Source organism: Tateyamaria armeniaca, assembly GCF_045797845.1.
Classification (GTDB): domain Bacteria; phylum Pseudomonadota; class Alphaproteobacteria; order Rhodobacterales; family Rhodobacteraceae; genus Tateyamaria; species Tateyamaria armeniaca.
In genome coordinates, this window is sequence record NZ_JBHDIY010000002.1 from 2,690,755 (window position 1) to 2,714,437 (window position 23,683).

Genomic DNA, 23,683 nt, shown 5'->3' on the forward strand with positions numbered 1-23,683 from the left:
TCCGGGGAGGGGCACCAAAATACTCGTTACGCTGCCAGCAATCGGGCCTCATACCCGCGCAAACACGGCGCGGCCATTGGGCCATAAGCGGCAAGGTCTGGAAACAATGTCTGGATTTCATTGCGTGCAGCGGCGTTGACCGCGCTCATCGCAACGACACCGGGGTATAGCGTTTCGCTCCATACACCATGAGAGCGGACAAGCTGGTGCTGATCCAGCAGGATGTGACAATAGGTGATCGCGCCGCCCGTCTTGCGATAGACGCCGTCCATGCCCAGCAGGTCAATGGCGCGCACAAGCACCTGTTCCTCGCCAAACAGCATTTCAGCGCGCCAGTCATCCAGCAGGATAGCGTGCTGGGGCGAGACAACAAGATCAGCGGCATTGCCCAGCGTCCCTTGGGTGATCACAACCGGTGCCAGATCGCCCACAGCAGGCACCGTGGTTTGCCCGACCCAGCGGATCGCTTGCGCGCCCATATGGGCTGTGTCGACCAGATCGCCGGGGCTCAGGTCCTCGACCCGCTGTGGGCCCTGAGGCGTTTCAATCAGGCTGCCAGCGGCAAAGCACACGATTTCCGCCCCGAGGCCCAGATGCGGGGTGCTGTCGTCGTTTTCGACAATACCGCCTGTCGTCAGGTCCGTATCGGGCGGCGGCATCCCATCCGGAAACACCAGGAAATAGCCGTCTTCGCCCGCGTCATTGAGGTCGTTGTCATTGTTCAGGTCGACGTCGATCACGGCCACTTCCCACGTGGTCGTGCCGTCGGTGACGGTGAAGGTATAGTCCCAGATGACCTGACGCTCGATCCCGTCGATAAACACGGTTTGTTGCCAGTCGCCGCCAAAGCGTTCGTTGGGATCAACAAATTCGTTGACGTCGCCATCCCCGTTGAAAACGGTCGCGCCTTCGTTTTCGTTGACCACAAAGGACGTCGTCGGCCCCGAGTAACGCCAGGTGCCATCCGGGGCAAAGGCGTAGTTCACGGGCGCGCCGTCGATCGTCGTCTGGGTGCCCAGCAGAGCAAACCCGTAGGAATAGAATATCGGCATCGCGCAGAGCCAATCCAACTTGTTTCGTTGAATTGTTTCTGATCCGGCAACGGGGCGAAGGTAGGGCCGATCCGCGCAATTCGCGAAAAATCAAAGGTGATTTTGTGGCAAATGTGGCGGTTCTACACGCGTGGGTCGAACCCTCGCCATCTGGTTGCAGGCGCCGTCAGGGCAGATAGTTGGCCGGATCGACGCTGTCAAAACCATCGCGCACCTCAAAATGCACAAAGGCCTGATCGGCGCTGCTGCGCAATTGCGCGATGGCTTGCCCGCGCTGTACGGCATCGCCCTTGGCGACTTTGACCCCGTCCACATTGGCATAGACCGTCAGCAGGTTGTCAGGGTGACGCACGACGATGATGGGGATGCCATCCGCGCTTTCGGTGATCGCGGCCACGGTGCCTGCAGCGGCGGCATTTACCGGCGCGCCGGGGGCGGCCTTGATGTCGATGCCTTCGTTACGCCCCTTGGAATAGGTGCGGATGATGCTGCCTTGCACGGGCACCTGCATCGCCGCGCTGGGGGTCGACGTGGTCTGGCCCACATCGGCGACAGGTTCGGACGGTGTCGGTGCAGGCGCGGCCGCAGTTGTGGTGTCATCGTCGGGCAAGGGCTTCGTCGCACTGGGCGGAGTCGGTGTGGCCGACCCCGCGCCGGGCAGTGCCGTCGTGGTTGTGGTAGTCGTGCGCGTTGGCGCTGCCACGCGCGCCACCGGGATCAGCAGGAACTGCCCTTCGCGGATGGTAAAGTTGGCATCCAGCCCGTTCCATTCCGCCAGTGATTTGGCGGGCACCTGGTACAGCCGGGCAATGGTAAAGGCGGTTTCGCCGCGTTCGACCTTGTGGCGGACCGGTTCCTGCCCCGATGGCGGCAGTGGTGTGCTTGATACGGATGGGCTGGCCGGGGTCGGGTCCGCGCGGTCAATCGCCGAGCCTGCCAGCGTCGTCACATCGACACCTGCCGGATTGCCAAGGCTGCCGCTGGGTTCGGCCACGCGGCGGGGCAGGGCGATGATTTCATCCTTGCGCAAAGGCACGTCCACGGCGACCCCGTTGAACCGGCCCAGCTCATCCGCAGGCAGACCGACGCGCGCGGCCACATCGTTCAGCGTGTCGCCACGCCGCGCTACAGCGACCTGATAGTTCGGATAGGAGATCACGCCACGCTCATCGGCACGGGGCCGCTCGGTCGTGGCATTGCGTGCGGCGTCCCGGGTGTTGAACCCGCCCTCGGGCCCGCGCAGATCGAAATCAAGCGGTTCATCGCAGGCCACAAGTGCCGACAACGCAAGCGTTGCAATGATCAGGGACCCACGGGGCGTGCGGCGCCCACGGGACATGCGTGGAAAAGTCGGAGTCATCTGCGTCGTCCTCTGCCGGACCCCTCTGAGACGGGGGCGTTGCCGGGTACGGCACCCGAAACGGGCACCGATTTGAAGGTGTTTTACACCATGTTTACTCTTTGCCCAAGCCCTCGAGCAGCGGGACAAAGCGCACGTCGCGCAATTCGTCATACTCAAGGCCATCTTCGGTCTTGTTGACGCGGATCAGGCTTTGCACAGCGTCCGACTGGCCAACGGGCAGCACCATGATCCCGCCCACCTTCAACTGGGCCAGCAGGGGGCCGGGCGGGTCTTCGGCGGCGGCGGTCACGATGATGCGGTCAAATGGGGCCTGATCGGGCAGCCCGTGCGATCCGTCATCGGTGATGGCGGTGATCGTGTGCAAATCCAGTTCGTCAAAGATCGCGCGCGCCTCGTGCACGAGGCGGCGGTAACGGTCGATGGTGTAGACCCGACGCGCCAGTTTGGCCAGAATCGCGGCCTGATAGCCCGACCCGGTCCCGATTTCGAGCACCTTGTCACGCGGTGTCACGTTCAGCGCCTGTGTCATCAGCCCCACGACCGATGGCTGGCTGATCGTTTGGCCGCACGCGATCGGCAGCGGCATATCCTCATAGGCCCGTTCGGCGAAAAGCCCACGCACAAAGGGCCCGCGGTCGATGCTTTCCATCGCCCCCAGCACCCGCTTGTCCGTCACCCCGCGCGAGCGCAGCGCGTAAAGGAACTGCATCTTGCGAGTGGCGAGGTCGTCCTCGGTCATGTGGCGATGGCCCTCAGGCTGTCCAGCATGTCATGGGCCGTAAGGTCGGCGCGCATCGGCGTGACCGAGATGTAGCCGTCCAGATTGACAGCGGCGTCGGTGTCCGGCGCAGTGGGCACCTGCTGGTTGCCCCCCTTGATAAAGAGAAAGCGGCGCCCGGAGGGCGATGTGGTGGGTTCGGTGTGAAAACCGACCCCGGGCCGCAGCCCTTGTGGCACCAATGCCGTCCCTTTGACGTCCGCCGCAGCGACGGGCGGTACGTTCACATTGTAAAACAGCTGATATCCGGGCTGGTCCTTTGGCGTGTTGGCGATAATCCGCTCAATCACCGCTTTTCCATGGGTGACAGAAGCCTCGAACGGGTCCTCAAGGTCGCGGTTGCCGGGGCCGAAATACTGTGACAGCGCGATGGACAGCACACCCTGCAACGCGCCCTCCAGTGCTCCGCCAAGTGTTCCGGAGTAAAGCGCGTTTTCGGCCGAGTTGTTGCCCCGGTTCACACCCGAAAGGATCAGGTCGGGCGGGGTGTCCATCACTTCATAAAGCCCTGCCAGAACGCAGTCGGCCGGGCTGCCCTCGACCGCAAAGCGGGTGGGGCCGATCTTCTGGACCATGAACGGGCGGGTGTAGTTGATGCAATGGGCGACACCGGATTGCTCGAACGCAGGCGCAACTGTCCACACAGTCCCTGTCGGGCCGGCGATGTCATTCGCGATTTTTTCAAGAACGTGCAGGCCGGGGGCCGAAATGCCGTCGTCATTGGTGATGAGAATGCGCATGGTTGGCCCTTTTCCCTCCTTACTATGTGGCGGGGGTGCACGGGGCAACTGCGGGAGCCTCTGGCGAGGATTTTTTTGAATGAGAGAAGAGAGGCGTTGCGCGCACGCTACGGACGGCGCGCGATATAGCCACACGAGACCCGCGAGGGCGGGCCGGTGCGGAATGGGTGGGTGATGATGTCTGTAAATCCGGCCCGTTCCAGCATGGCGCGGCTGTGTTCGGGCGGGTAGGCCGCATTGCCCCAACGCCAGCGCACCAGCGCGGTGCACCAGTGGGGTTTGGAAATCGCCATGACCAGCAGGCCACCCGGTGCGAGCCGGTCGTGCAGCCACGTGAGCGCGCCGTGCGAGATCCGGCAGGTGTTCGATCACATGCGCGCACAGCACCACATCCTGTGGCGGCACCTTTGGCAGCGCATCCCCAAGCGCGCCATTGATCGCAACGGCATCCGGCAGGCGCCCCTGTGCTGCATTCAACATCGCTGGCGAGATGTCAGTGAGCGTTAGCGTGTCCGGAGCCCCATGCGCATTACACCAGGCTTGTGCAAATGCGCCGGTTCCCGTGCCTACGTCCATGACGGTCAACGGTTTTGACGGTGGCGTCGGGCAATGGTCCATCAGATCGGCATAGGCCTGAAGAAAGCCCAGCTTGGAGATCCCGTCCTGCCACCCCGTCTCGGCCGCGTCATAGATCCGGGCCAGCGTACCGCCGCCCCGTGCAGGGCGCGGTGTATCAAAGCGGGTGATGAGGCGCAGCATGGGTGGCAGTGAGCCACGCCAGCCCTGTCACTTCAAGAGGGAGTTCGCCCAGAATGCGCGTCGCCTCTGCCATCGGGTCGGCAAGTGCCGCGCGGTCTTCGCCCGGATGAAAGCGGGCGCGGGTGGCGGTGGGCATCGGTGCGGGCGTTGCGATATGCACCTTTGGCCCGGTGCGCTGCGTTTCTGCCTGCCAGCTGCGCGCCAGCGCGATCTGTGCCGCCTTGGTCGCGCCATAGCAGCCATAGAAAGGCGCGCCTGCCTGCGGATCATCAAAGAACAGCGCAGTGCCATCCGTGCCCAACAGTGGCGCGATGTAGGTGATCAAGGTTGTGCTCGCAGTGACATTGGCCTGAAGCGATTTGCTCATGTCCTTGGCGTCGATCATGGAGGCAGGGGCCAGCGTGGCGGCGTGGATGGCGGTGTGCGCCCACAGGTCCAGACTGCCCCACCGGTCATGAATGCCGCGGCACAATGTCTGCATCGCCGCCCCCACTGTGATGTCCATGGGCGCAAGCGTGGCCGATCCCCCCAGCGCCTTGATCTGGTCATCCAGCTCTTCGAGCGCGCCGGTGGTCTTGGCCACCGCGATGATGTGATGGGTGGGCGCAAGGGCGCGGGCAAGTGCTGCGCCAAGGCCGCGCGAGGCGCCGGTGATGAGGGCTGTTTTGGTCATAGGCGCGTCTTGCCCGCCCGGGGCGGGGGCGTCAAGCGGCGACGCGCGGCAGGGCCGTGGATTGAGGGATGCGCAGCGTGCGGCTGCCGGTGGCTGCGTTCAGGATGACGGCATCGTCATCAATGGCCACAACTGTGCCCTGGCGCAGGGCATCACCCACACGCACCGTATCAATCTGCCCGCCACTGCTGCGCAACAGGGCGCGCCGGTCTTCTTCGGGGCCAACCACGCCGATCAGTTGCAGGCTGCGCAAGGGAATGACATCGCGCTGGGTGGCCAGATCGGCAGTGGTGGCGTTGGTGGTTTCGGTCGTCTCGGACATGGTGCCTCGGCTGAGTGAAGTGCGGAGGCGGGCGCTAACACGGCGCTGCGCGGATCAAAATGCGCGATTTTGTCCCTAAGCCAAGATGTGCCGACTGACGTTGCGGCACATCCTGGCTTGGGGCGGCGCAAATCCCCTGAGGTTTTGCGCCGCCTTTGCTTTGGACCTTTAGACGATGTATTTGCGATCCGGGATGGCGCCCTTGGCAATGAGCAGCTTGACCATCGCGGGGTATTTCATCTTTTGGATTGGGCTGGTCTTTGGCTCTTTCTTCTTGACCTGTTCAAAGACTTTGGGCGCTTTCTTGCGCGTGTTGTAGTCCATTTGCAGCTCGATCATCTCTTTCATCAGCTTGAGCAGCGATGCGTCGTTCACGTTCTCAAAGCCGCAGATCACCAGTTTTTTGGCATCCATCTTCACAAGGTCAGCGCCAGACGACAGCCCCTTTTGTTCGCGGATCGCCTCCTTGATCAAAAAGGCTTTCCACTTGATGCCTGACTTTTTGCATGCGTTTGTCGCTTCGACTTCGTCGTCCATGTAAAGCGCAGTCATGATGTCCTTGACTGCGGCTTTGTTCGTCCCGCCCAGCCGCTCGGTCACAACGCTCACCTTGCCATAGCGGCTTTCGCATTTCTTTTCGGCGATCTTGCGGCAAATCTTGTTGAGCGGGGAGCCCTTTTCAAACCGCGTGTCGTAGAACGCACCCAGCAGGCGCTTGTTGAACAGGTCGCGGAATTCCTTGTTCAGAACACGTCCCATCACATCAAGCTTGGAGGCGGCTTCGCTTTGTGCGCCTGCCATGATCTTGTCGAGTGCCCCTTTCAACTGCCCATCCAGTTGAATGCGCGTGCTCGCATCGGGCGCGAGAAACTCGGTGTAAATCTTGTAGCCCTTGGGGTTTTCGTCGATAAAGCTGAGCTTGGCGGCGGCGTTCGGCCCTGCATTTTTGATGACGAAGGTGTTGAAAACCACGCTGAGCGCGCGGTTGGCCAGCATTTCGTCGATGTTTCCGGGAAAGCTTTCGCCAAGAAGTTTGATGGGCATTGCGTCGTCCTTTCGATGTAAATCCTCGGGGCCTGTCTTGGCCCGGTTCATTTAGGAAACATCCTGGACGTGGGTTTTATTCGCGGACTCGTGAAAAAAATTTACGAGGTGGGCAGAACACGTTTGTAGCGAAACGCCATTTTGGCGAGGTGACGCAGGGCCTCTTTGGGCAGTGCCGTGTCAGGGTGCAGGAACAGGGCCCGAGGTGCGACGTAGCGAAAGGCAGTCGGAAAATCGGATTGCATGCGCGCGCAAAGATCCGTCTTGCAGTCCATGTATATGCCCAGTCCCTCCACATCGCCTTTCCAGCTCATGCGAAGCGTCGTGCCGCCTTTGCGCGGACGCCACGCGGGTTCGCCCCATTTCAGGGATTCATCAAGTGGAGGCAGCTCAAGTGTCTGCACCGTTTCGTGCCACTCCGTGCGTATGGCCAAAGCAACCTCCACCCCGGAGTAGGCCAAGTGTGGATGATTTGAAGTACGGGGTTGATCTGGTCGTTCATGACAAAAAGCTAAGGTGCCCTGTTGTCGGATCGTGGCAGCAGCCTATTCCGCCGCCTTCATCTCAAATCCCTTTTCGATCTGGTCCGCCGGTTCGACCGGGTATTCACCAGAGAAACACGCATCGCAATATTGCGGGCTGTCGTTGTCGCGCCCCTTGGCCTCGCCCACGGCGCGATAAAGCCCGTCAAGCGAGATGAACTTGAGGCTGTCAACGCCCAGATGCTCGGTCATTTCCTCTTCGGACATGGTGGCGGCCAGCAGCTTTTCGCGTTGCGGCGTGTCCACCCCGTAAAAGCAGGGCCATGCGGTCGGCGGAGAGGCGATGCGGAAGTGGACCTCGGCGGCGCCAGCATCCAAAATCATCTCTTTGATCTTGCGGCTGGTTGTGCCGCGCACGACGGAATCGTCCACAAGGATCACCCGCTTGCCCTTGATCAAGGCGCGGTTGACGTTGAGTTTCAGGCGCACACCCATGTTGCGGATGCTTTCCGTCGGCTCGATAAAGGTTCGGCCCATATACTGGTTGCGGATGATGCCCATGGCGTAGGGAATGCCCGATTCCAGCGAGTAGCCAATGGCCGCAGGTGTGCCTGAGTCCGGCACGGGACACACCAGATCGGCTTCGACCGGGGCTTCCTTGGCCAGTTCGCGGCCAATGTTTTCGCGGGTTTCATAGACAGAACGGCCGCCCAGAATACTGTCGGGGCGGCTGAAATAGACATGTTCAAAGATGCAGAAGCGCGACTTTTGCGGTCGGAACGGATGGTGGCTTTCTACACCTTTTTCGGTGATCACGACCATTTCGCCCGGCTCGATTTCGCGCACGAACTCGGCCCCGATGATATCAAGCGCGCAGGTTTCCGAACTAAGCACGTAGCCGGTTTCCAGCTTTCCCAGCACCAGCGGGCGCACGCCCAGCGGATCACGCACACCGATCAGCTTGGTGCGGGTCATCGCCACGATGGAAAAGGCACCTTCAACCCGGCGCAGGGCGTCTTCCATACGCTCGGGGATGTTGCGTTGCAGCGAGCGGGCCATCAGGTGAATGATGCATTCGCTGTCCGACGAGGATTGGAAAATCGAGCCCCGCTCGATCAGTTCGCGCCGCAGAGAATCGGCATTGGTGATGTTGCCGTTATGGGCAATGGCCGCGCCGCCCATGGCGAACTCACCAAAGAAGGGTTGCACGTCGCGGATCGCCGTCTGTCCCTTAGAACCTGTGGTGGAATACCGCACATGGCCAATGGAAAGGGCGCCGGGCAGAGTCTCCATCACTTTTTGTGAGGTGAAGTTGTCGCGCACATAGCCAAAGCGGCGGGCAGAGTTGAAACCGTGGTCGGGGTCGTAAGAGACGATGCCGCCTGCTTCCTGACCGCGGTGTTGAAGAGCATGGAGGCCAAGAGCGACGAAATTGGCGGCGTCCATGGTCCCGAGAACGCCGAATATGCCGCATTCTTCCTTGAGTTTGTCATCATCGAAAGGATGCGCAGGGGGCATCAGCGCGTCAGCGTCTTGATCGGACAAGGGGCAGCTCCGAATCCGTGAAAAGGGTTAGCCGGGGTGTAGCAAGCCCGGCCAGTCCTGTCACGAAAGGATCACGTTTCGCGACCCCTTTACGCAGCGGCCGCATCCGGACCGGGCATTTTACCATCCATAAGGGCGAGAAGCGCGCGGGTGTCACCGTAGTTGAGTGTCGGGAAAAAGCTGTCTGTGCGGGCGTCAAAGGCATGGATCAACAGGCCGGTCTGAGCATAGATCATCTCTTCATCCGCAAAATGCAGGGTGGCAAGGTCTGGGCCTGCAAACAGGGTCGGGCGGATACCGTTCCAGCCGCTCAGCGCCTTGATCGGGGCAGAGACCACCGGGGCCTGTGACAAGCGCGCTGGTGGGGTTAGGGCGATATGTGCGTCAGCAGGCAAAGAGATGTCCGAGCAGGTGGACAACACACCACCTGGTACCTGCACCAGCGGTGCGCGGCGCTTGGGGTGTGAAATGGCGGTGATGGTCGCAAACCCGCCATCCATGGTGGCCACACGGTCGCCCACGCTGAGGGCGTCAACACTGGCCCAGCCACGTGGTGTTTCCAGCTTGGTCTGTGCGCTCAGCGTGGCGGTGTGATCGGGCAGGCTGGACTGCATGGCGGGGGAAAACGTGGTGAATGCGGCGTCATGGTTGAGGAACATTGGGGCTCTCCGGTGTGTTGGGTTGAATGTGTTCTGCCATCCAAAACGCATCACAAATCCGCCGCTTTTTGGTCACAACGGGGGCCATTGGCGGGCTCTGTTTCGCCACAGGTCCCAGTGGGCCCGGAGGGGGGTACTTTGCACGCATGGGCCACGCGATTAACTTTGCGTTTACCATGACCAGCCGATTCACGCTTGCCTGGGTGCAATGTGCGGACGACGAATCATGCCTAATGATCGACTCGCGTGCCGTATTCTCAGGCTGCCGTGGCGTAGCGACACCAAAGCGTCGCCTCGTGACGCTTCAGCGCCGTGCCCACTGTTGGCCCGAATGCGAGCGTCGCGTCTGGCAGCGATGGAAACAGCGCCAGCAATTCGCGTTGAGGCCCGGATTGAAGGCTGCCGACAGACAGCCGAGACAAAAAGAAACTTTCGCTTGGGATGCCGTTTGCGAACACGATCTCGTGGCGATCAAACATGAAGTGGGTGTAGGTGATGACCGGGCAGGGGGCGATGGACACTCCCGGCAGGCCGCACAGATGCTTGGCGGCAATCAGCACTTGGGATGACCCGAACAGATAGTCCGACAGGTCATCCTCGAAATACATCCGGTGTTCCTGTGACACCGTCAGCGCGCGGGCGTTGCCAAGCGCTCCGGCAGCGATCTCGACCGGGGCCAGCGCACCAATCCCGGATACAGTCGCGTGCCCGACCCAGCGCACGGGTTGCAGCCCATTGCGCAGCGTGCGGATTTGATCGCGCACCGCAATGTCACCGACGCGCCGGGGGCCGGTTTCGGTTTCGACCATCGTGTTGGGGCCAAAGCACGGAATGAAATCGTCGTAGGAGGACGAGCCTATATTGCTGCCGCTGATCTTGACGTAGGACACGCCCGCCTGCAGCGGCAGGTCAGTGCCAAAGCCCCACACGTCGCCCGTCACCCCGTTCTGGGAAAACACGGTCAGACTGATCAGTGGCCCGGTGGCGTTGCCGTTGGGATCGAGCGCCTGCACGCGGATGATGGATTCCGCCTCGACGCCGGTCGTGTTTGCGATCAGGCCCGCGCCATTGGTGATGACATGCCCGCCGGTCTGGTCATCTTCGAACGTGTCGGGATCGCCGCTGGTGTCATCCAGGGTCACATTCTGTGCGGCCGTCCCATCAAAGGTGAACACCGTGCCATTGGGCGTATCCGAATTGTTGATGATCGGATTCCCGACCAGTCCCCCCGAGGAGCTGGACTGAACAACAAGGGATTCGCTGTCAAAGACGGCAAAGGTACGCGCAACCATGATACTTCCGGCATAGTGAAACTTGCCGGATGCCTAAGCGGCCACCTTGTCCCTGCCGTGGACAAAAAGGGGCATATTAGTGAATTGTTGATAGTGACCTACTGCGCACAGGCCCCGACGAGGGTTTCGTATTGTGCCGTGATCCAGCCAAGCGCCTGCTCGGGGTTCTGCTCTTCGATCTGGCCGGTGAAGCGGCCAAAGACGGCTGCTGAGCGGCTTTCATCGACAATCGTGTATTCCTGCCCGGTGATCACCGTGTCGTAGACAAAGAACGCTATCGCGACGAGCAGGATGCCGCGCGCCACGCCAAACAGGAAGCCCATGCCCTGATCGATGCCCCCAAGGGCAGAGCGTTGGACAAGCGAGGAAAAGAGCGGCGTGAACAGCGACACCACAATCAGCGCGACGGCAAACACAAGGGCGAAGGCCCCGATGATGCTCAACTCGCAACTGTCGGCAAGGAAATCACCCACAACCGGGATCTCTCGCACCAGCGGTTCGACGCGCGGCGCAAAGAGAAAAGCAAGGATGGCCGCTGCGATCCAAGCGGCGATGGCCATGATTTCGCGCACGATCCCGCGCCCATAGGCCAGCAGGGCCGACAGGATGATGACCACGGCCACAATGCCGTCAATGATGGTGAACCCTTCCATGGTCCTGTTCCTTCTTTTCTGCCCGTCGCGTTGCTAGCCCGCGCCAAATACCTCACCCACGAACCCGGTCAGATCACTCATCAGGTTGAGCGTCATGCCTTGCGATCCGTAGGCTTTGCCCCCTTTTGGGGCAATGGCAGATGCAAAACCAAGTTTTTGGGCTTCTTTCAACCTATTTTCGGTTTGAGGGGCCGGGCGCAGAGCGCCAGACAAGCTGATTTCCCCGAAAACGACGGTATCTGCGGGCAATGCACTGTCTTCACGGGCCGACAGCAGGGCAGCTGCGACGGCCAGATCGGCGGCAGGTTCCGAAATCTTCATCCCACCTGCCACGTTCAGGTACACATCAAGGCCCGCAAACGGAATGCCACAGCGCGCTTCGAGCACGGCCAAAATCATCGCTAGCCGCCCGCCGTCCCAGCCCACGACGGTGCGGCGGGGTTGGGAATGGGGCGTGGGGGCGACCAGCGCCTGCAATTCGCACAACACGGGCCGCGTGCCTTCAATCCCCGCAAAGACGACCGATCCGGGCGAGGGGGTGCCGCGTTCGCTGAGGAACAGGGCCGACGGGTTGGTGACTTCGGCAAGCCCTGCGCCCGTCATTTCGAACACGCCGATCTCCTCAGCCGGGCCAAAACGGTTCTTGACCGCGCGCAGGATCCGGAACTGGTGGCCGCGCTCACCTTCGAAATAAAGAACGGTGTCGACCATATGTTCGACGACGCGTGGGCCTGCGATCTGCCCTTCCTTGGTGACGTGGCCGACAAGGACGACGCTGACGCCTTTGCGCTTGGCGAAGGTGGTCAACTCGTGGGCCGCCGCGCGCACCTGACTGACCGAACCCGGAGCGCTGTCGACGGTATCCAGCCACATGGTCTGGATCGAATCGATGATGGCGAGGCCGGGGGCCTCTGCCTCAAGCGTGGTCAGGATGTTGCGCAGGTTGGTGTCGGCGGCCAGTTGCACGGGCGCATCCGCCAGGCCAAGGCGCTGGGCGCGCATACGGACCTGCGCGCTGGCCTCTTCGCCGCTGACATAGATCGTCTTCAGGCCCGACCGTGCAAATTGCGCGGCAGCTTGCAGCAGCAAGGTGGATTTGCCGATGCCCGGATCACCGCCGACAAGAATGGCCGAGGCCGGGACGAGGCCTCCGCCCAGAACGCGGTCCAGCTCGGGCATCTTCGCGGCCGTCCGCGGTGGCGGGGCCTCTTCGGTGCGCAGATCGCTGAGGGCGATGCCCGTGCCCCGTTTGGAGCCCAGCGAATTCGCGCCGGGACCGACCGACAGGCCCGTGTCTTCGGAAATCGTGTTCCACTCGCCACATCCATCGCAGCGCCCGGACCATTTGGTGAATGAGGAGCCGCAGGCGGAACAGGAATAGGAGGGTGATTTGGCCATGGGCCAAGAAGTGCCAGCGCGCTGATGTCGGGTAAAGCCCTATTCGGCGCGCTTGGGCAGCTGGGTGACCTTGGCGGTGCGTTGAACGGCGGGCAGAGGCGTCGCCGGTTTGTTCAATTCGGGCAGCATGGTTTCCAACTCGTCCAGCAGCCGCTCCATCTGCGTGCGCGCGACGTTTTCGTCCAATTCGATGCGCGTGATCCAGTTCGAGAATTCGGAATGGATCGCCTTGGCGTGGGCCAGACGGTCGTTGAATCGATCCACTTCGTATTGGCGTTCCTTGAGGAACGAGCGTGCCCGGCTGACCCGGTCGTCCGAATAGGCATCCGCCAGATCGCGGCTGATGTGGGACATCTTGGCCGCGAGATCGAGGATTTCGGGTTCGAGCCGCCCCAGATCGGGATGTTCGCGCATGAACCCGATCCGGTCACGCATGTCGTCAAAGGCATCTTCGGTGCGAAACACACCGTCCCGGTCTGCCGCATGTGCTGCGTGATAGGCGCGGGTGATGTCGTTGACGCCAATCTCAAAGCGGCGGTGAGAATCCTCAAGCCGCATCATCCGCCAGTTGGCAGGCAGGAAAAAGCACAAGGAAAGCGCGAAAATGGTTAGCGCAACTTGGGCATAAAGACCCGCGGCAGGGATCGCCGCCCCGTTCCATTCGAGCGGCAGCGTCACCCATGGCACGACGCCGAATGTGGCCAGACCCGTCATCACGATCAGGCAGAGCGCAAGGGCCGCAAACAGTATAAGTGACAGCCGCTGCATCAGTGCGATGCAAACACGCATCATGGATTTGAAATCGTTCACAAGCCTTCCCCCCAGAAGACGTTAACCAGTGTTAAGAGTACAGTCGCAACCTGTTGATCGGCAATGGAAAACCTGCGCGTGATGCGCGATGGGGCGGGTTTTCCGGGCAAGTGCCTGTCACATTGTTTCGGATTTGGCACCAATGCTGCCCATTTTGGCGGATTGTTCCGTGCGCCAACTGACCCAGAGCGAGACAAGGATACAGGCCGTGAACAGGTAAAGCCCCCAGGCGGTTTCGAGTCGCCCGACACCAACCCCCTTAGCCAGCGTGATGTAAAGCGCGATCAGGAAGACGTCGGCCATGGCCAGTTTGCCCAGAATACCGAGGGCCGGGTTGAGACGCGCACTGGCCACGTTCCAGTGGATCAGCGCCAATGTGACTGTTTTGAGCATCGGCGCGATCAGCGCAAACAGCGCGACCACGAGGGCAAGGAAGATGTCCGATTCCCAAAGCGCGCGCAGCCCGGTCATGACCGATATCTCGCTCAACCTGAAGAGCGGTAAAAGACCCGCGCGCATGAGCGGGGCAAACCACGACAGCGGGAAGAGAACCAGAAGGCTGAGGTTGATCCAGCGATGCATCTTTTGCCCTTTGTTTGGCGGTACGAGTGTGGTCGTTCGGGCGGCTCTGTTTGCCTATTGCAAATGCGCCCGCCCACCGACCCGTTAACGAACGGCCTCGATCGGCCCTGTCGCGCGCCCGTGAATGAACTGATCGACATAAGGGTCGCCCGCATCATCCATCTCGGACACCGGGCCTGTCCAGCGGATCTTGCCAGCGTGCAGCATGGCCACATGATCGGCGATGGTGCGTACCGAGGACATATCGTGGGTGATCGTCATCGTCGTGGCCCCCATTTCCGTGACGATTTCGCGGATCAGGTCGTTGATCACTCCTGCCATAATCGGGTCGAGCCCGGTTGTGGGCTCATCAAAGAAGATGATTTCGGGCTCTGCTGCGATGGCACGCGCAAGGCCAACGCGCTTTTGCATACCGCCCGAAAGTTCGGCCGGAAGCCTGTCAGCCACGTCCGCTGTCAGGCCGACGCGGCGCAGTTTTTCAATGGCGATCTCGCGGGCCTCGTCCTTGGGTCTGGCGAGCGCGCCGCGCAACAGCCGGAAGGAGACGTTCTGCCACACGGGCAGCGAGTCAAAGAGCGCGCCACCCTGAAACAACATGCCAAAACGGGCGAGGAAAGCATCCCGGTCCGCCTTGGTCACGTCGGTGCCATCGACGGTGATCGTGCCGCTTTCGGGGGTGACGAGACCCAGCACGGATTTGATGGCAACGGACTTGCCGGTGCCCGACCCGCCGATGATCACCATGGACTTGCCTTTTGCCACATGCAGGTTCACGCCGCGCAGCACGCGATTGTCGCCAAAGGATTTATGGACATTGTCGAGTGTGATCATAACGCAGCACCTTGTGCGGGCTGCGGGACCCTCCGGGGGAGTTTTTTCTGCGAGATGAAGCTGGGAGGGTCATACTGAAAAGAACACCCCTGTAAGCACGAAATTGGCGGCTAGGATCAGGACGGCGGCGGCCTCGACCGAGCCTTTGGTTGCCCGCCCGACCCCCTGCGCACCCCGGCCCGAATTCATACCGAAATAGCAGCCCATCAGCGCCGCAATGCATCCAAATACCGCCCCTTTGGCGAGGCTTGAGGTGATGTCGCGCAGTTCAAGGAAATCAACCGTATTCTCGATGTAGGCCGCGGCATTGAAGCCCAGCGTGCCTGTGGCCACGGCGTATCCGCCAAAGATACCGATCACATCGCCCACGGCCACAAGAAGCGGCACGACCAGCGTCGCGGCCAGCACGCGCGGGGCCGTGAGGTATTTCATCGGGTGGGTCGACAATGTGACCAGCGCGTCGATCTGTTCGGTGACTTTCATCGTCGCGATTTCGGCGGCGATGGAGGATGTGACGCGTGCGGCGATCATCAGTCCGACAAGGACGGGGCCAAGTTCACGCACCATGCCGATTGCGACGATCTGGGGCACAACGGCTTCGGCGTTGAATCGCGCACCTCCTGCGTAGATCTGCAATGCCAGCGCACCGCCTGTGAAGATGGCCGTGAGGCCGACCACGGGCAGCGACAGCCATCCGATATTCAGCAGGGCCAGCGCGAGTTCACGCGGGCAATAAGGGGGCGGATCATATGCGCGAGCGTCGCGCCGCCGAACATGCTGACGCGCCCGATGGCCGCAAGAATGCCAAGTGCAACACACCCAATGGCGGCGAGAAGCTTCATGTGATCAGGGTCCGCCTGTAGCGCGCGCCAAGCTGGGTCAGGATTTCGTAGCCGATGGTGCCTGCGGCCTCGGCCACGGTGTCGATGGATTGATGACGGCCCATCAATTGCAGCGATTGCGGCTCATCCTTCACGGCGCTGATATCGGCGGTGATCAGGTCCATGGACACGCGGCCCACAACCGGGCAGCGTTGATCGCCTGCATATAGCGCGGCCTTGCCGCCCATGGCGCGGATCAGCCCGTCCGCATAGCCACCCGATACGGTGGCAATGCGGCTGTCCTTTTCTGCCGTCCAGCCGTTGGCGTAGCCCACCGTTTCGCCCGCGGTGACATCACGGACCTGAATGACTGGCAGATCAAGCGTCACGACAGGCTCTGCATCCACGAAAGGCAGGCCACCGTAAAGACCCACACCGGGACGCGTCATGTCAAAGTGATAGTCCGCCCCGAACAACGTCCCCCCTGTGGCGGCGAGCGACCGGGGCACATCCAGCCCATCGGTCATGGCACGGAATTCACCAAGTTGATGCGCGTTCATGGGATGGTCGGGTTCATCCGCGCATGCCAGATGCGACATGATCAGGGCGGGGCCCTGGGCAATCGCGATATCGCGCACGGCGGACCATTCCGCAGGCTCCATCCCGAGGCGGTTCATGCCGGTGTCCAACTGGATGCCAAAAGCGGCACCAGGCAGTGCCTCGACATGGCGCAGCATCTGATCGACGGAGTTGAGCAGGGGGTCAGGATTGCATCGCGGATTTCCTGCGTGTCGCCGTCCATATGCCCGGAAAAGACATAGATGAGCGGGCCGTGACCAATGGCTGCGCGCAAGGACACGCCTTCGGAGGCGGTGGCGACGAAAAAGCTGCGCACACCTGCGCTGGCCAGCGCCCGCCCGACATGGGCAGCCCCCAGGCCATAGCCGTCCGCTTTGACCACCGCGCCTGTTTCGCAGTCGGCAAGGGCGTCCAATGCGCGCCAGTTGCGCACGACGGCACCAAGATCAATTGTGAGGGTTGCGGATGTCATGACCGCCTTGTTGGCATCCTGTATTGCAGCGTCAAGTGGCAATTGATCTGCCTGCGTGTCCGACAGAAGGTAGGCGGCCTAGGGGTAGGCAAACAGACTGCGGTTCTTTTCCCAGATCTTTTCGCCGATCAAGCAGTCATAGGGTTTGGGACTTTGCGTGCGCCAAAGACGCTCGCGCGGTGCCGGAAGGGCGGCAATCTCAAGCACCAGCTTGCGCCGCACGGCCTCTTCGAACTCGGCCCAGTCGGTGACTGGCAGCACGAAAGCGCCGGTGCCGCCAATCACGCAGGCGGTGTAATAGGCGTCGAGATCGTCGATGTTGTAGCGAGACGTGATTGAATCGTCCTGCGTCATCAGTGGCAAGCCATTGATCGTCATGCCGCGCGCGAGCACACGGTCGCGCGCCCGCGTCACCGGATCGCCCATGTTGTTGGGCCCGTCCCCTGACACGTCGATGACCCGGCGCAAGCCCTCAAATCCGTTGTCCTCTATCGATGCAGCGGCGAAATCGAGCGCGCCCGAGATGGATGTGCGGCGCAAAGCATCGTTGAAGTTGGCGGTGATTTGCCCGGCGATTTCAGCGGCATGATCCGGGCTTTCCAGCAGCGTCCAAGGAACGATTGTGCGCTGACTGTTGGCACCAGCCCATTCCACATAGGTGATCGCGATGCGCCCCAGCATACCGCCACCAATCGCGGCCTGCACTTCGTCGCTGGTCAGGGCCGCGGCATAGCCCCGGCGCTGTATTTCCAGCTCGAAGGGTTGCATGGACCGGCTGACATCAACGGCCAGAAACAGTTCCACGTCGACTTCGATCCGGTCCTCGGCATGCGAGGTGGTTGCCCAGAGAAAGGCCAGCAAAAGCAGAATGCGCATGGGTCCAGTGGGCCCAAAGACGTGCCATCTGTCCAGTCACAACTGGGTCATGCTGGGGTGTTGGGCCGCAACTGCCGCCTGTTTCGCCAAAGCAGGGTGCGGGATACCGCAGGACCGGGCCAACTGCGCTGTGCCTGCCGCTTAGAATCCGACGTCACCGCCGCCTTGCTGCTGCCAGGGCTGCACCAGATTGCCAAAGCGGGTGAACCGACCCTCGAAGGACAGATCGACCGATCCGATGGGGCCGTGGCGCTGCTTGCCAATGATGACCTCGGCCCGTCCATGCAGGCGCTCCATCTCTTCTTGCCATTTGGCCATGGCTTCCAGATCGTGATCACCGGGTTTTTCCCGCTCTTTGTAATACTCTTCGCGGAACACGAACATGACGACATCGGCGTCCTGCTCGATCGATCCCGATTCGCGCAGATCGCTGAGCTGCGGGCGTTTGTCCTCGCGGTTTTCGACCTGGCGTGACAGCTGGGACAGGGCGACAACGGGGATGTTGAGTTCCTTGGCGATGGCCTTGAGGCCCATGGAAATCTCGGCGATTTCCTGCACGCGGTTTTCGGCAACCCCGCGCACAAGTTGCAGATAGTCGACGATCAGCACATCCAGACCGTGGGTCCGTTTCAGGCGGCGGGCCCGGGCGGCAAGCTGGGCGATTGGAATGGCGGGCGTGTCATCGATGAACAGCGGGCAGGCTTCAAGCGCCTTGGCGGCATCGACGAAGCGGCGGAATTCGGCCTCTGTCATGTCGCCGCGCCGGATCTGTTCACTGGGCACTTCCGATGCTTCGGACAGGATACGGGCCGCAAGCTGTTCGGCGCTCATTTCAAGCGAGAAGAAGCCGACAACGCCGCCCTCGATGGACCCCTCGGTGCCGTCGGGTTTGATGCCTTTTTTGTAGGCCTTGGCGATGTTGAAGGCGATGTTCGTGGCCAGCGACGTCTTGCCCATGGATGGGCGGCCCGCAAGGATCAACAAGTCGGAGGAGTGCAAACCGCCAAGTTTCTTGTCCATGTCCGTGAGGCCGGTCGAGATGCCTGCAAGGCCGCCCTCGCGTTGATAGGCTGCGTTTGCGACATTAACAGCGTCCGTTACAGCCTTGAGAAAGCTCTGAAAACCACCCTCGGACGTGCCTTGCTCAGCCAGTTTGTAAAGCGCCTGTTCGGCCTCAACGATCTGTTCCTTTGGCTCACTTGCCACATCGACCTTGGCGGCCTTGGCTGAAATGTCGCGGCCCAGTTGGATCAGGTCACGGCGCACGGCGAGGTCATAGATGATTTGCGCATAATCGCGCACCGCGTACGCGCTGATGGCCGCACCCGCGAGACGGGCGAGGTAGGCGGGGCCTCCAAGTTCCTTGAGACCCTCGTCATCTTCCATGAACGCTTTGAGCGTCACGGGGCTGGCGAGGTTGTTCTTGGCAATCCGGGCAGACGAAATCTCGAAAATGCGGGCGTGGACCGGGTCATAGAAGTGATCGGGCCCGATGATGGCCGCCACACGGTCGTAAATGTCGTTGTTGGTCAGGATCGCGCCCAGAAGCTGTTGTTCAGCTTCGGTCGAGTGCGGCATGGTTTCGGCGTCCTGTACCGCCACACCTGTTGGATTGATCGCTGCGATCTCGTTCATGACCCCGGTCCCTGCTCGTTTTTTAGTGTCCCCGTTAACGCTGTGGGGTGTCACAGCGCTGCGCATCCGGCTATCTGGAAAAACCGGGGGCAACTCTGTGGACAAGTCTGTCCAGACGGAAACTCAGTTCAACATATAGTGTAGTTGATGGCCTGTGTCACCATATCACGCGCAGGTGATGTCATCGAGATCGTCTTATGCACAGACGGTCCACAGGCGGGATATCCACAGATTCCTTTCAACTGCCCACAGCTTGTTCACAGGGTGTCAGTCAGGCCTGACAGGTGCGCTCTATCCTGGGGGTAGACCCGGTCAGCTCCGGACGGATTGCCACCCGCGCGGATCGTTCAGGAACTCTTCGACGCCGCTGAGCGTATCTGTGTCGAACGCCTCGGCCGCGCGCGCTTCGGCCAGCACGTCCCACCATGTGCACAAGGAATGCAGGGTCACGCCGTGATCGCCCAGCGTCTTTTCAGTCTCCGGAAAGATGCCATAGTAGAAAATCACCGCCGTGTGCGCGCAGCGCGCCCCGGTCTCGCGGATCGCATCCACAAAGGACAGTTTGGATCCCCCGTCCGTCGTCAGATCCTCGACCAGCAGCACGCGCTGGCCTGCGGTCATGTCGCCCTCGATCCGGGCATTCTTGCCGTAGCCTTTGGGTTTCTTGCGCACATAGGTCATCGGCAGGCCCATCCGCTCGGCAACCAGTGCCGCGAAAGGGATGCCAGCCGTTTCACCACCCGCAATGTTGTCGAATGCCTCGAAACCGGCGTTGCGCATGACGGTGACGGTCAGGAAATCCATGAGGGTTGCGCGGATACGCGGATGGCTGATCAGTTTGCGACAATCGATATATGTCGGCGAGGGCAGGCCGGAGGCCAGTGTGAAAGGGTCTGCGGCGTTGAAGTGCACCGCCTTGATTTCCAGCAACATGCGCGCTGTCAGGCGCGCCATCTCTTCGGGGGTCGGGTAGCTTGTGGGGATCATGGCGCGTGGCTTTCGGACGTTAAGGCCGGTGGGTCGGGCAGGAGCCTCCGGCGGGAGTTTATCTGGCGAGATGAAGGGGGATCAGGTCACGCTCCAATGGAGAGGAAAACCGGGATCAAAGACGGTGACGGGCCCATCGTCGGTGTCGATATGGCCGGGCGTCTGCGTGGGCGTTTTCGTCAAGGTGAGCGTGTCCGTGTTCACCGGCAGGCCATAAAACGCTGGGCCGTTGCGCGAGGTGAACCTTTCGAGATTGTCGAGGGCGCCGTCATCTTCGAACACCTGGGCCAGGATCGCCATCGTGTTGGGTGCGGTGAAGCAGCCTGCACAGCCGCAGGGCAGCAGCTTGTTTGCATCGGTGTGCGGTGCGCTGTCTGTGCCAAGGAAAAATCGTGCGTCCCCACTGGTCGCCGCCTTGCGCAGCGCCAGCCGGTGACCTTCGCGCTTGGCAACAGGCAGGCAGTAATAGTGCGGCTTGATCCCTCCGGCGAGGATGTGGTTGCGGTTGATCACGAGGTGATGCGTCGTGATCGTGGCGCCAAGGCTGTCATCCTGCGCGTTCGCATAGTCCACCGCGTCGGATGTGGTGATATGTTCCATCACCACCCGCAGGCCCGGCGTGGCGCGGCGCAGCGGGTCCAGCACGCGGTCGATAAACACGGCCTCGCGGTCGAAAATGTCGACATCCGCATCGGTGACTTCGCCGTGCACGCAAAGCGGCAGGCCGATCTGGGCCATCCGCTCAAGCGTGGCGCGGATCTTGTCGAAATCCGCAACGCCGGAGGCGGAGTTCGTGGTCGCCCCGGCAGGGTAGAGTTTGACCGCCCGGACCAGACCGCTGGCATGAGCCGCCGCGACATCGTCGGGGTCGGTGTCTTCGGTCAGATAAAGCGTCATCAGCGGCTCGAACGCCATGCCGTCGGGCAGTGCCGCCATAATCCGGTCCCGGTAGGCCGCCGCCTGCGCCCCGGTCACGACTGGCGGTACAAGGTTGGGCATGATGATGGCACGGGCAAAATGTTGCGCTGTGTGGGGCAAAACGGCGCGCATCATCGCGCCGTCGCGCAAGTGCAGGTGCCAGTCATCGGGGCGGGCAATTGTGAGGCTGTTCATGCCCCGCGCGTTAGCACGGGTGGCGGCTGAGTTGCTAGTCCTCGCGGGCCTCTGTCTCTTCGATTTCCGCGTCCGGTTGCGCTGTGCCGCGCTGTGCCTCGATCTCGCCGAGGCGACGGCGGAAACGCGGTGCTTTCATCCGGGATGTGACATTGCGCGTCAGAAGGAAGGTCAACTCGGTCCGCTTGGCCCCGTCGAGCGTCGCCATCAGGCGGCGCAGATAGGGCAGGTAGGTGCGGCGCGCCCGGTAATGATGCGCAAATGCGTCTTCGTCGAGGGTGCCCGCCGCGGCATCCAGGATCAGCGGAGTGAGAATGCGCATCCGGATCAGATCACCCTGCAGCGCACCACCCATCCGGCGCATCCTGAGCGGGGTCGCACCCGCAGTGGCAAAGAGGGTGGCGTGCATCGCGTCAAGCTGCTCGGCCGGGTCATAGATGACCATCGCCTTGTCACACGCATCCAACATGTCAGGCGCATATCCATAGCGTTCTGTGAAATCGGTGCGGCGCATTTCGACGAAACGGGTGTCCCATTCGGCCATCCGCGCATCCAGCGTCGCCTGCGGCTGGATCGCCAGAACGCGCGCACCGGGCGATGCCACGGAAAAGGCGGCAGCCGCATAACCGCACGGGCCTGCGCCGTAAAACAGCACCGTCTCGAAGTCGTCAAAAAAGCCGTCGTCGATCAGACCGTCAAAATGCGCAATGACGTCCGGATCGCGAAACCACGTGTCGCCATCAGAGGCAATGCACAGATGTGACCAGTTTTCCTGACGCACGAATGTCCAGCCCAGCGGCTCGGCACTTGAGGACAGCGCGCGCATGCCCTGCACTGTCTCGAAACTGACCATGAGCGTATCGCCCCGGCGCACATGGGCTGCGAAGTGTTTTTTGCCAAGGGGCTCGAAATACCCGTGTTCCTGACTGATCGCTTCGATCTCGCTTTGCCATTCGTCTTTGGACAGATCGGCCAGATCCGGTTCGAACACTGTGTCTGCGTCCTGCATCGCAATACCTCATTTCCCCGCAGTTTCTCGCGCGGGTTTGTCCCCCGATAGATGGGCAATACGGCGAAAATAAGAAGACTTTGAGCGTGTATTGCGCCGGGGATCGCCGAGTCACATGGGAGAATGCTGCGCTTTTTGCGCAAATCCCATCAGGAATTGTGCGGCTTGTGGCGAGACAGGTTGCGCAGGCGGCGTCATCAACAGCCGTCCAAACAGGGCGCGAAACGGTTCCTGCAGCATCAACGTTTCAAACCGCGCCCTGCGCCAGGCCACCGCCCTGTCATGCAGGTTTGACAGCGTGGCATCGGCCCGCAGGTCGTTCAGGATCGCGTCGCGCGCCGCGTCATAGCGCCGGATCGACGTGTCCTCGACCGTGTTGAAATTCCGCTCGACCCAGTAATCCGCGCCGAGGGTCGTGTCGGTTCGGTTGACCCGGCCCCGGTCGGCCTTGACCACATAGCTTTCCATCGCGCCAAGGGGGTAGTGGTTGAGTTGCGCCAGCCCGTAATTGGGTTGGCCGAAGTTGGAAAACACCCGCTTGGTCTTGAACCTGTCATCAAGGCGGCGTCCATGACCATCAAACCAGACGGCCTTGTCCAGACGGGCGGCATCGAGGCTGCGCGGACGGTGAACACCGGGTTTGGCATACGTGCCGTCATTGGCATAAAGCGTCTTGAACATCGACGCGCGCCAGGGCCAGTGCAGGATATCGGGTGCGGCGTGATCAAAGATCTCCGTCACGGGCTGATCCTGATAGTGCACCTGCCCATTGTTGCCGAACAGCCGCCAGGTGAGCGTGATTGCGGTGGCGTCAGGCAGTGCGGCATGCAGGGCGGAAAACGTGCCATCCCCGGTGTGGATGTTGACGAATTCATCCACGTCCATGGTCAGGATCCAGTCCGCCGCGCGCACCACGTCCAGTTTCGACGCCTGTTTGAGCGCGGTGAACTGGATACCGGCCTTGTCATAGGGGCCGTCATTGCGCAGATGGGTCAGCCAGCCACGGGCGGCCAGATGATCCAGCATTGCATCGGTGCCGTCATCGCAGTCGTTCGAAAACACCACGAAGTGATCGACGCCTACGGCCCGGTGATGCGCCAGCCATTCCAGCAGGAACGCCGCTTCGTTGCGCATTGTCGTGATCACGACATGCGTCATGTACAGGCGGAAGGGCGCGGGAAGGGTGTCATGTTATGCCGCCTCTGCTG

At 61.5% G+C, this 23,683-nt stretch carries 23 protein-coding genes and 3 pseudogenes; all 26 read right to left on the reverse strand.

Annotated features, from left to right (window positions below):
- Positions 1-26: 26 nt before the first annotated feature.
- Complete coding sequence (locus ACERZ8_RS13615) at positions 27-1,070, reverse strand: Hint domain-containing protein (RefSeq protein ID WP_407592710.1); 1,044 nt, start codon at positions 1,068-1,070, stop codon at positions 27-29.
- A 148-nt stretch (positions 1,071-1,218) separates the two neighbouring features.
- A complete protein-coding gene (locus ACERZ8_RS13620) occupies positions 1,219-2,412 on the reverse strand; it encodes a peptidoglycan DD-metalloendopeptidase family protein (protein WP_407592711.1) in 1,194 nt (397 codons plus the stop codon).
- Positions 2,413-2,506: 94 nt separating this feature from the next.
- Positions 2,507-3,154, reverse strand: coding sequence for a protein-L-isoaspartate(D-aspartate) O-methyltransferase (locus tag ACERZ8_RS13625; protein ID WP_407592712.1), 648 nt, complete (start codon positions 3,152-3,154; stop codon positions 2,507-2,509).
- On the reverse strand, positions 3,151-3,933 hold the full coding sequence (surE, locus tag ACERZ8_RS13630; protein WP_407594274.1) for a 5'/3'-nucleotidase SurE: 783 nt from the start codon (positions 3,931-3,933) through the stop codon (positions 3,151-3,153). Before surE ends, ACERZ8_RS13625 begins: the two co-directional genes overlap by 4 nt.
- 107 nt (positions 3,934-4,040) lie before the next feature.
- A complete protein-coding gene (locus ACERZ8_RS13635) occupies positions 4,041-4,226 on the reverse strand; it encodes a hypothetical protein (protein WP_407594337.1) in 186 nt (61 codons plus the stop codon).
- Positions 4,227-4,326: 100 nt separating this feature from the next.
- Positions 4,327-4,692 (reverse strand): annotated as a pseudogene (locus ACERZ8_RS13640) (methyltransferase domain-containing protein); the annotation flags it as partial.
- Positions 4,667-5,365, reverse strand: coding sequence for an SDR family NAD(P)-dependent oxidoreductase (locus ACERZ8_RS13645; protein ID WP_407592713.1), 699 nt, complete (start codon positions 5,363-5,365; stop codon positions 4,667-4,669). The pseudogene ACERZ8_RS13640 and the gene ACERZ8_RS13645, both read right to left, overlap by 26 nt.
- 31 nt (positions 5,366-5,396) lie before the next feature.
- The gene (locus ACERZ8_RS13650) at positions 5,397-5,687 is read right to left on the reverse strand and encodes a pilus assembly protein PilP (RefSeq protein ID WP_407592714.1); all 291 of its coding nucleotides are present in this window, start codon (positions 5,685-5,687) and stop codon (positions 5,397-5,399) included.
- 168 nt (positions 5,688-5,855) lie between these two features.
- The gene (locus ACERZ8_RS13655; protein WP_407592715.1) at positions 5,856-6,731 is read right to left on the reverse strand and encodes a regulator of G-protein signaling domain-containing protein; all 876 of its coding nucleotides are present in this window, start codon (positions 6,729-6,731) and stop codon (positions 5,856-5,858) included.
- A 101-nt stretch (positions 6,732-6,832) separates the two neighbouring features.
- Entirely contained in the window at positions 6,833-7,165 is a 333-nt protein-coding gene (locus ACERZ8_RS13660) for a hypothetical protein (RefSeq protein WP_407592716.1), read from the reverse strand.
- A gap of 111 nt (positions 7,166-7,276) precedes the next feature.
- Entirely contained in the window at positions 7,277-8,731 is a 1,455-nt protein-coding gene (purF, locus tag ACERZ8_RS13665; RefSeq protein ID WP_407594275.1) for an amidophosphoribosyltransferase, read from the reverse strand.
- Between the two features lie 116 nt (positions 8,732-8,847).
- A complete protein-coding gene (locus ACERZ8_RS13670; protein WP_407592717.1) occupies positions 8,848-9,417 on the reverse strand; it encodes a hypothetical protein in 570 nt (189 codons plus the stop codon).
- Positions 9,418-9,674: 257 nt separating this feature from the next.
- The gene (locus ACERZ8_RS13675; protein ID WP_407592718.1) at positions 9,675-10,709 is read right to left on the reverse strand and encodes a Hint domain-containing protein; all 1,035 of its coding nucleotides are present in this window, start codon (positions 10,707-10,709) and stop codon (positions 9,675-9,677) included.
- A gap of 98 nt (positions 10,710-10,807) precedes the next feature.
- Positions 10,808-11,362 carry a CvpA family protein gene (locus ACERZ8_RS13680; protein ID WP_407592719.1) on the reverse strand — a complete coding sequence of 185 codons (555 nt, stop codon included), beginning with the start codon at positions 11,360-11,362 and terminating at the stop codon, positions 10,808-10,810.
- Positions 11,363-11,395: 33 nt separating this feature from the next.
- On the reverse strand, positions 11,396-12,760 hold the full coding sequence (radA, locus tag ACERZ8_RS13685; RefSeq protein ID WP_407592720.1) for a DNA repair protein RadA: 1,365 nt from the start codon (positions 12,758-12,760) through the stop codon (positions 11,396-11,398).
- Positions 12,761-12,799: 39 nt separating this feature from the next.
- Positions 12,800-13,552 carry a DNA repair protein gene (locus ACERZ8_RS13690; RefSeq protein WP_407592721.1) on the reverse strand — a complete coding sequence of 251 codons (753 nt, stop codon included), beginning with the start codon at positions 13,550-13,552 and terminating at the stop codon, positions 12,800-12,802.
- 135 nt (positions 13,553-13,687) lie between these two features.
- Entirely contained in the window at positions 13,688-14,152 is a 465-nt protein-coding gene (locus ACERZ8_RS13695) for a paraquat-inducible protein A (protein WP_407592722.1), read from the reverse strand.
- An 84-nt stretch (positions 14,153-14,236) separates the two neighbouring features.
- On the reverse strand, positions 14,237-14,983 hold the full coding sequence (locus tag ACERZ8_RS13700) for an ABC transporter ATP-binding protein (RefSeq protein ID WP_407592723.1): 747 nt from the start codon (positions 14,981-14,983) through the stop codon (positions 14,237-14,239).
- Between the two features lie 69 nt (positions 14,984-15,052).
- A pseudogene (locus tag ACERZ8_RS13705) lies at positions 15,053-15,825 on the reverse strand (MlaE family ABC transporter permease).
- Positions 15,822-16,855: pseudogene (gene alr / locus ACERZ8_RS13710) on the reverse strand (alanine racemase). The pseudogenes ACERZ8_RS13705 and alr overlap by 4 nt, the downstream one beginning before the upstream one ends.
- Before the next feature lie 78 nt (positions 16,856-16,933).
- A complete protein-coding gene (locus ACERZ8_RS13715; RefSeq protein ID WP_407592724.1) occupies positions 16,934-17,731 on the reverse strand; it encodes a DUF1194 domain-containing protein in 798 nt (265 codons plus the stop codon).
- A 141-nt stretch (positions 17,732-17,872) separates the two neighbouring features.
- Positions 17,873-19,366 carry a replicative DNA helicase gene (locus ACERZ8_RS13720; protein ID WP_407592725.1) on the reverse strand — a complete coding sequence of 498 codons (1,494 nt, stop codon included), beginning with the start codon at positions 19,364-19,366 and terminating at the stop codon, positions 17,873-17,875.
- A 312-nt stretch (positions 19,367-19,678) separates the two neighbouring features.
- Entirely contained in the window at positions 19,679-20,353 is a 675-nt protein-coding gene (locus ACERZ8_RS13725; RefSeq protein WP_407592726.1) for an orotate phosphoribosyltransferase, read from the reverse strand.
- Positions 20,354-20,434: 81 nt separating this feature from the next.
- Positions 20,435-21,466: a dihydroorotase gene (pyrC, locus tag ACERZ8_RS13730; protein ID WP_407592727.1), complete on the reverse strand. Its 1,032-nt coding sequence runs from the start codon at positions 21,464-21,466 to the stop codon at positions 20,435-20,437.
- A 34-nt stretch (positions 21,467-21,500) separates the two neighbouring features.
- Positions 21,501-22,475, reverse strand: a complete 975-nt coding sequence (locus tag ACERZ8_RS13735; protein WP_407592728.1) for a phosphoadenosine phosphosulfate reductase — start codon at positions 22,473-22,475, stop codon at positions 21,501-21,503.
- Between the two features lie 111 nt (positions 22,476-22,586).
- Positions 22,587-23,633 carry a glycosyltransferase family 2 protein gene (locus tag ACERZ8_RS13740; protein WP_407592729.1) on the reverse strand — a complete coding sequence of 349 codons (1,047 nt, stop codon included), beginning with the start codon at positions 23,631-23,633 and terminating at the stop codon, positions 22,587-22,589.
- Between the last annotated feature and the right edge of the window lie 50 nt (positions 23,634-23,683).

Excerpts from the sequence above, each read along its gene's own strand:
- ACERZ8_RS13620 (WP_407592711.1), bottom strand. The coding sequence starts at position 2,412 with ATGACTCCGACTTTTCCACGCATGTCCCGTGGGCGCCGCACGCCCCGT.
- ACERZ8_RS13625 (WP_407592712.1), bottom strand. The coding sequence starts at position 3,154 with ATGACCGAGGACGACCTCGCCACTCGCAAGATGCAGTTCCTTTACGCG.
- surE (WP_407594274.1), bottom strand. The coding sequence starts at position 3,933 with ATGCGCATTCTCATCACCAATGACGACGGCATTTCGGCCCCCGGCCTG.
- ACERZ8_RS13635 (WP_407594337.1), bottom strand. The coding sequence starts at position 4,226 with ATGGCGATTTCCAAACCCCACTGGTGCACCGCGCTGGTGCGCTGGCGT.
- ACERZ8_RS13645 (WP_407592713.1), bottom strand. The coding sequence starts at position 5,365 with ATGACCAAAACAGCCCTCATCACCGGCGCCTCGCGCGGCCTTGGCGCA.
- ACERZ8_RS13650 (WP_407592714.1), bottom strand. The coding sequence starts at position 5,687 with ATGTCCGAGACGACCGAAACCACCAACGCCACCACTGCCGATCTGGCC.
- ACERZ8_RS13655 (WP_407592715.1), bottom strand. The coding sequence starts at position 6,731 with ATGCCCATCAAACTTCTTGGCGAAAGCTTTCCCGGAAACATCGACGAA.
- purF (WP_407594275.1), bottom strand. The coding sequence starts at position 8,731 with ATGCCCCCTGCGCATCCTTTCGATGATGACAAACTCAAGGAAGAATGC.
- ACERZ8_RS13670 (WP_407592717.1), bottom strand. The coding sequence starts at position 9,417 with ATGTTCCTCAACCATGACGCCGCATTCACCACGTTTTCCCCCGCCATG.
- ACERZ8_RS13675 (WP_407592718.1), bottom strand. The coding sequence starts at position 10,709 with ATGGTTGCGCGTACCTTTGCCGTCTTTGACAGCGAATCCCTTGTTGTT.
- ACERZ8_RS13680 (WP_407592719.1), bottom strand. The coding sequence starts at position 11,362 with ATGGAAGGGTTCACCATCATTGACGGCATTGTGGCCGTGGTCATCATC.
- radA (WP_407592720.1), bottom strand. The coding sequence starts at position 12,760 with ATGGCCAAATCACCCTCCTATTCCTGTTCCGCCTGCGGCTCCTCATTC.
- ACERZ8_RS13690 (WP_407592721.1), bottom strand. The coding sequence starts at position 13,552 with ATGATGCGTGTTTGCATCGCACTGATGCAGCGGCTGTCACTTATACTG.
- ACERZ8_RS13695 (WP_407592722.1), bottom strand. The coding sequence starts at position 14,152 with ATGCATCGCTGGATCAACCTCAGCCTTCTGGTTCTCTTCCCGCTGTCG.
- ACERZ8_RS13700 (WP_407592723.1), bottom strand. The coding sequence starts at position 14,983 with ATGATCACACTCGACAATGTCCATAAATCCTTTGGCGACAATCGCGTG.
- ACERZ8_RS13715 (WP_407592724.1), bottom strand. The coding sequence starts at position 17,731 with ATGCGCATTCTGCTTTTGCTGGCCTTTCTCTGGGCAACCACCTCGCAT.
- ACERZ8_RS13720 (WP_407592725.1), bottom strand. The coding sequence starts at position 19,366 with ATGAACGAGATCGCAGCGATCAATCCAACAGGTGTGGCGGTACAGGAC.
- ACERZ8_RS13725 (WP_407592726.1), bottom strand. The coding sequence starts at position 20,353 with ATGATCCCCACAAGCTACCCGACCCCCGAAGAGATGGCGCGCCTGACA.
- pyrC (WP_407592727.1), bottom strand. The coding sequence starts at position 21,466 with ATGAACAGCCTCACAATTGCCCGCCCCGATGACTGGCACCTGCACTTG.
- ACERZ8_RS13735 (WP_407592728.1), bottom strand. The coding sequence starts at position 22,475 with ATGCAGGACGCAGACACAGTGTTCGAACCGGATCTGGCCGATCTGTCC.
- ACERZ8_RS13740 (WP_407592729.1), bottom strand. The coding sequence starts at position 23,633 with ATGACGCATGTCGTGATCACGACAATGCGCAACGAAGCGGCGTTCCTG.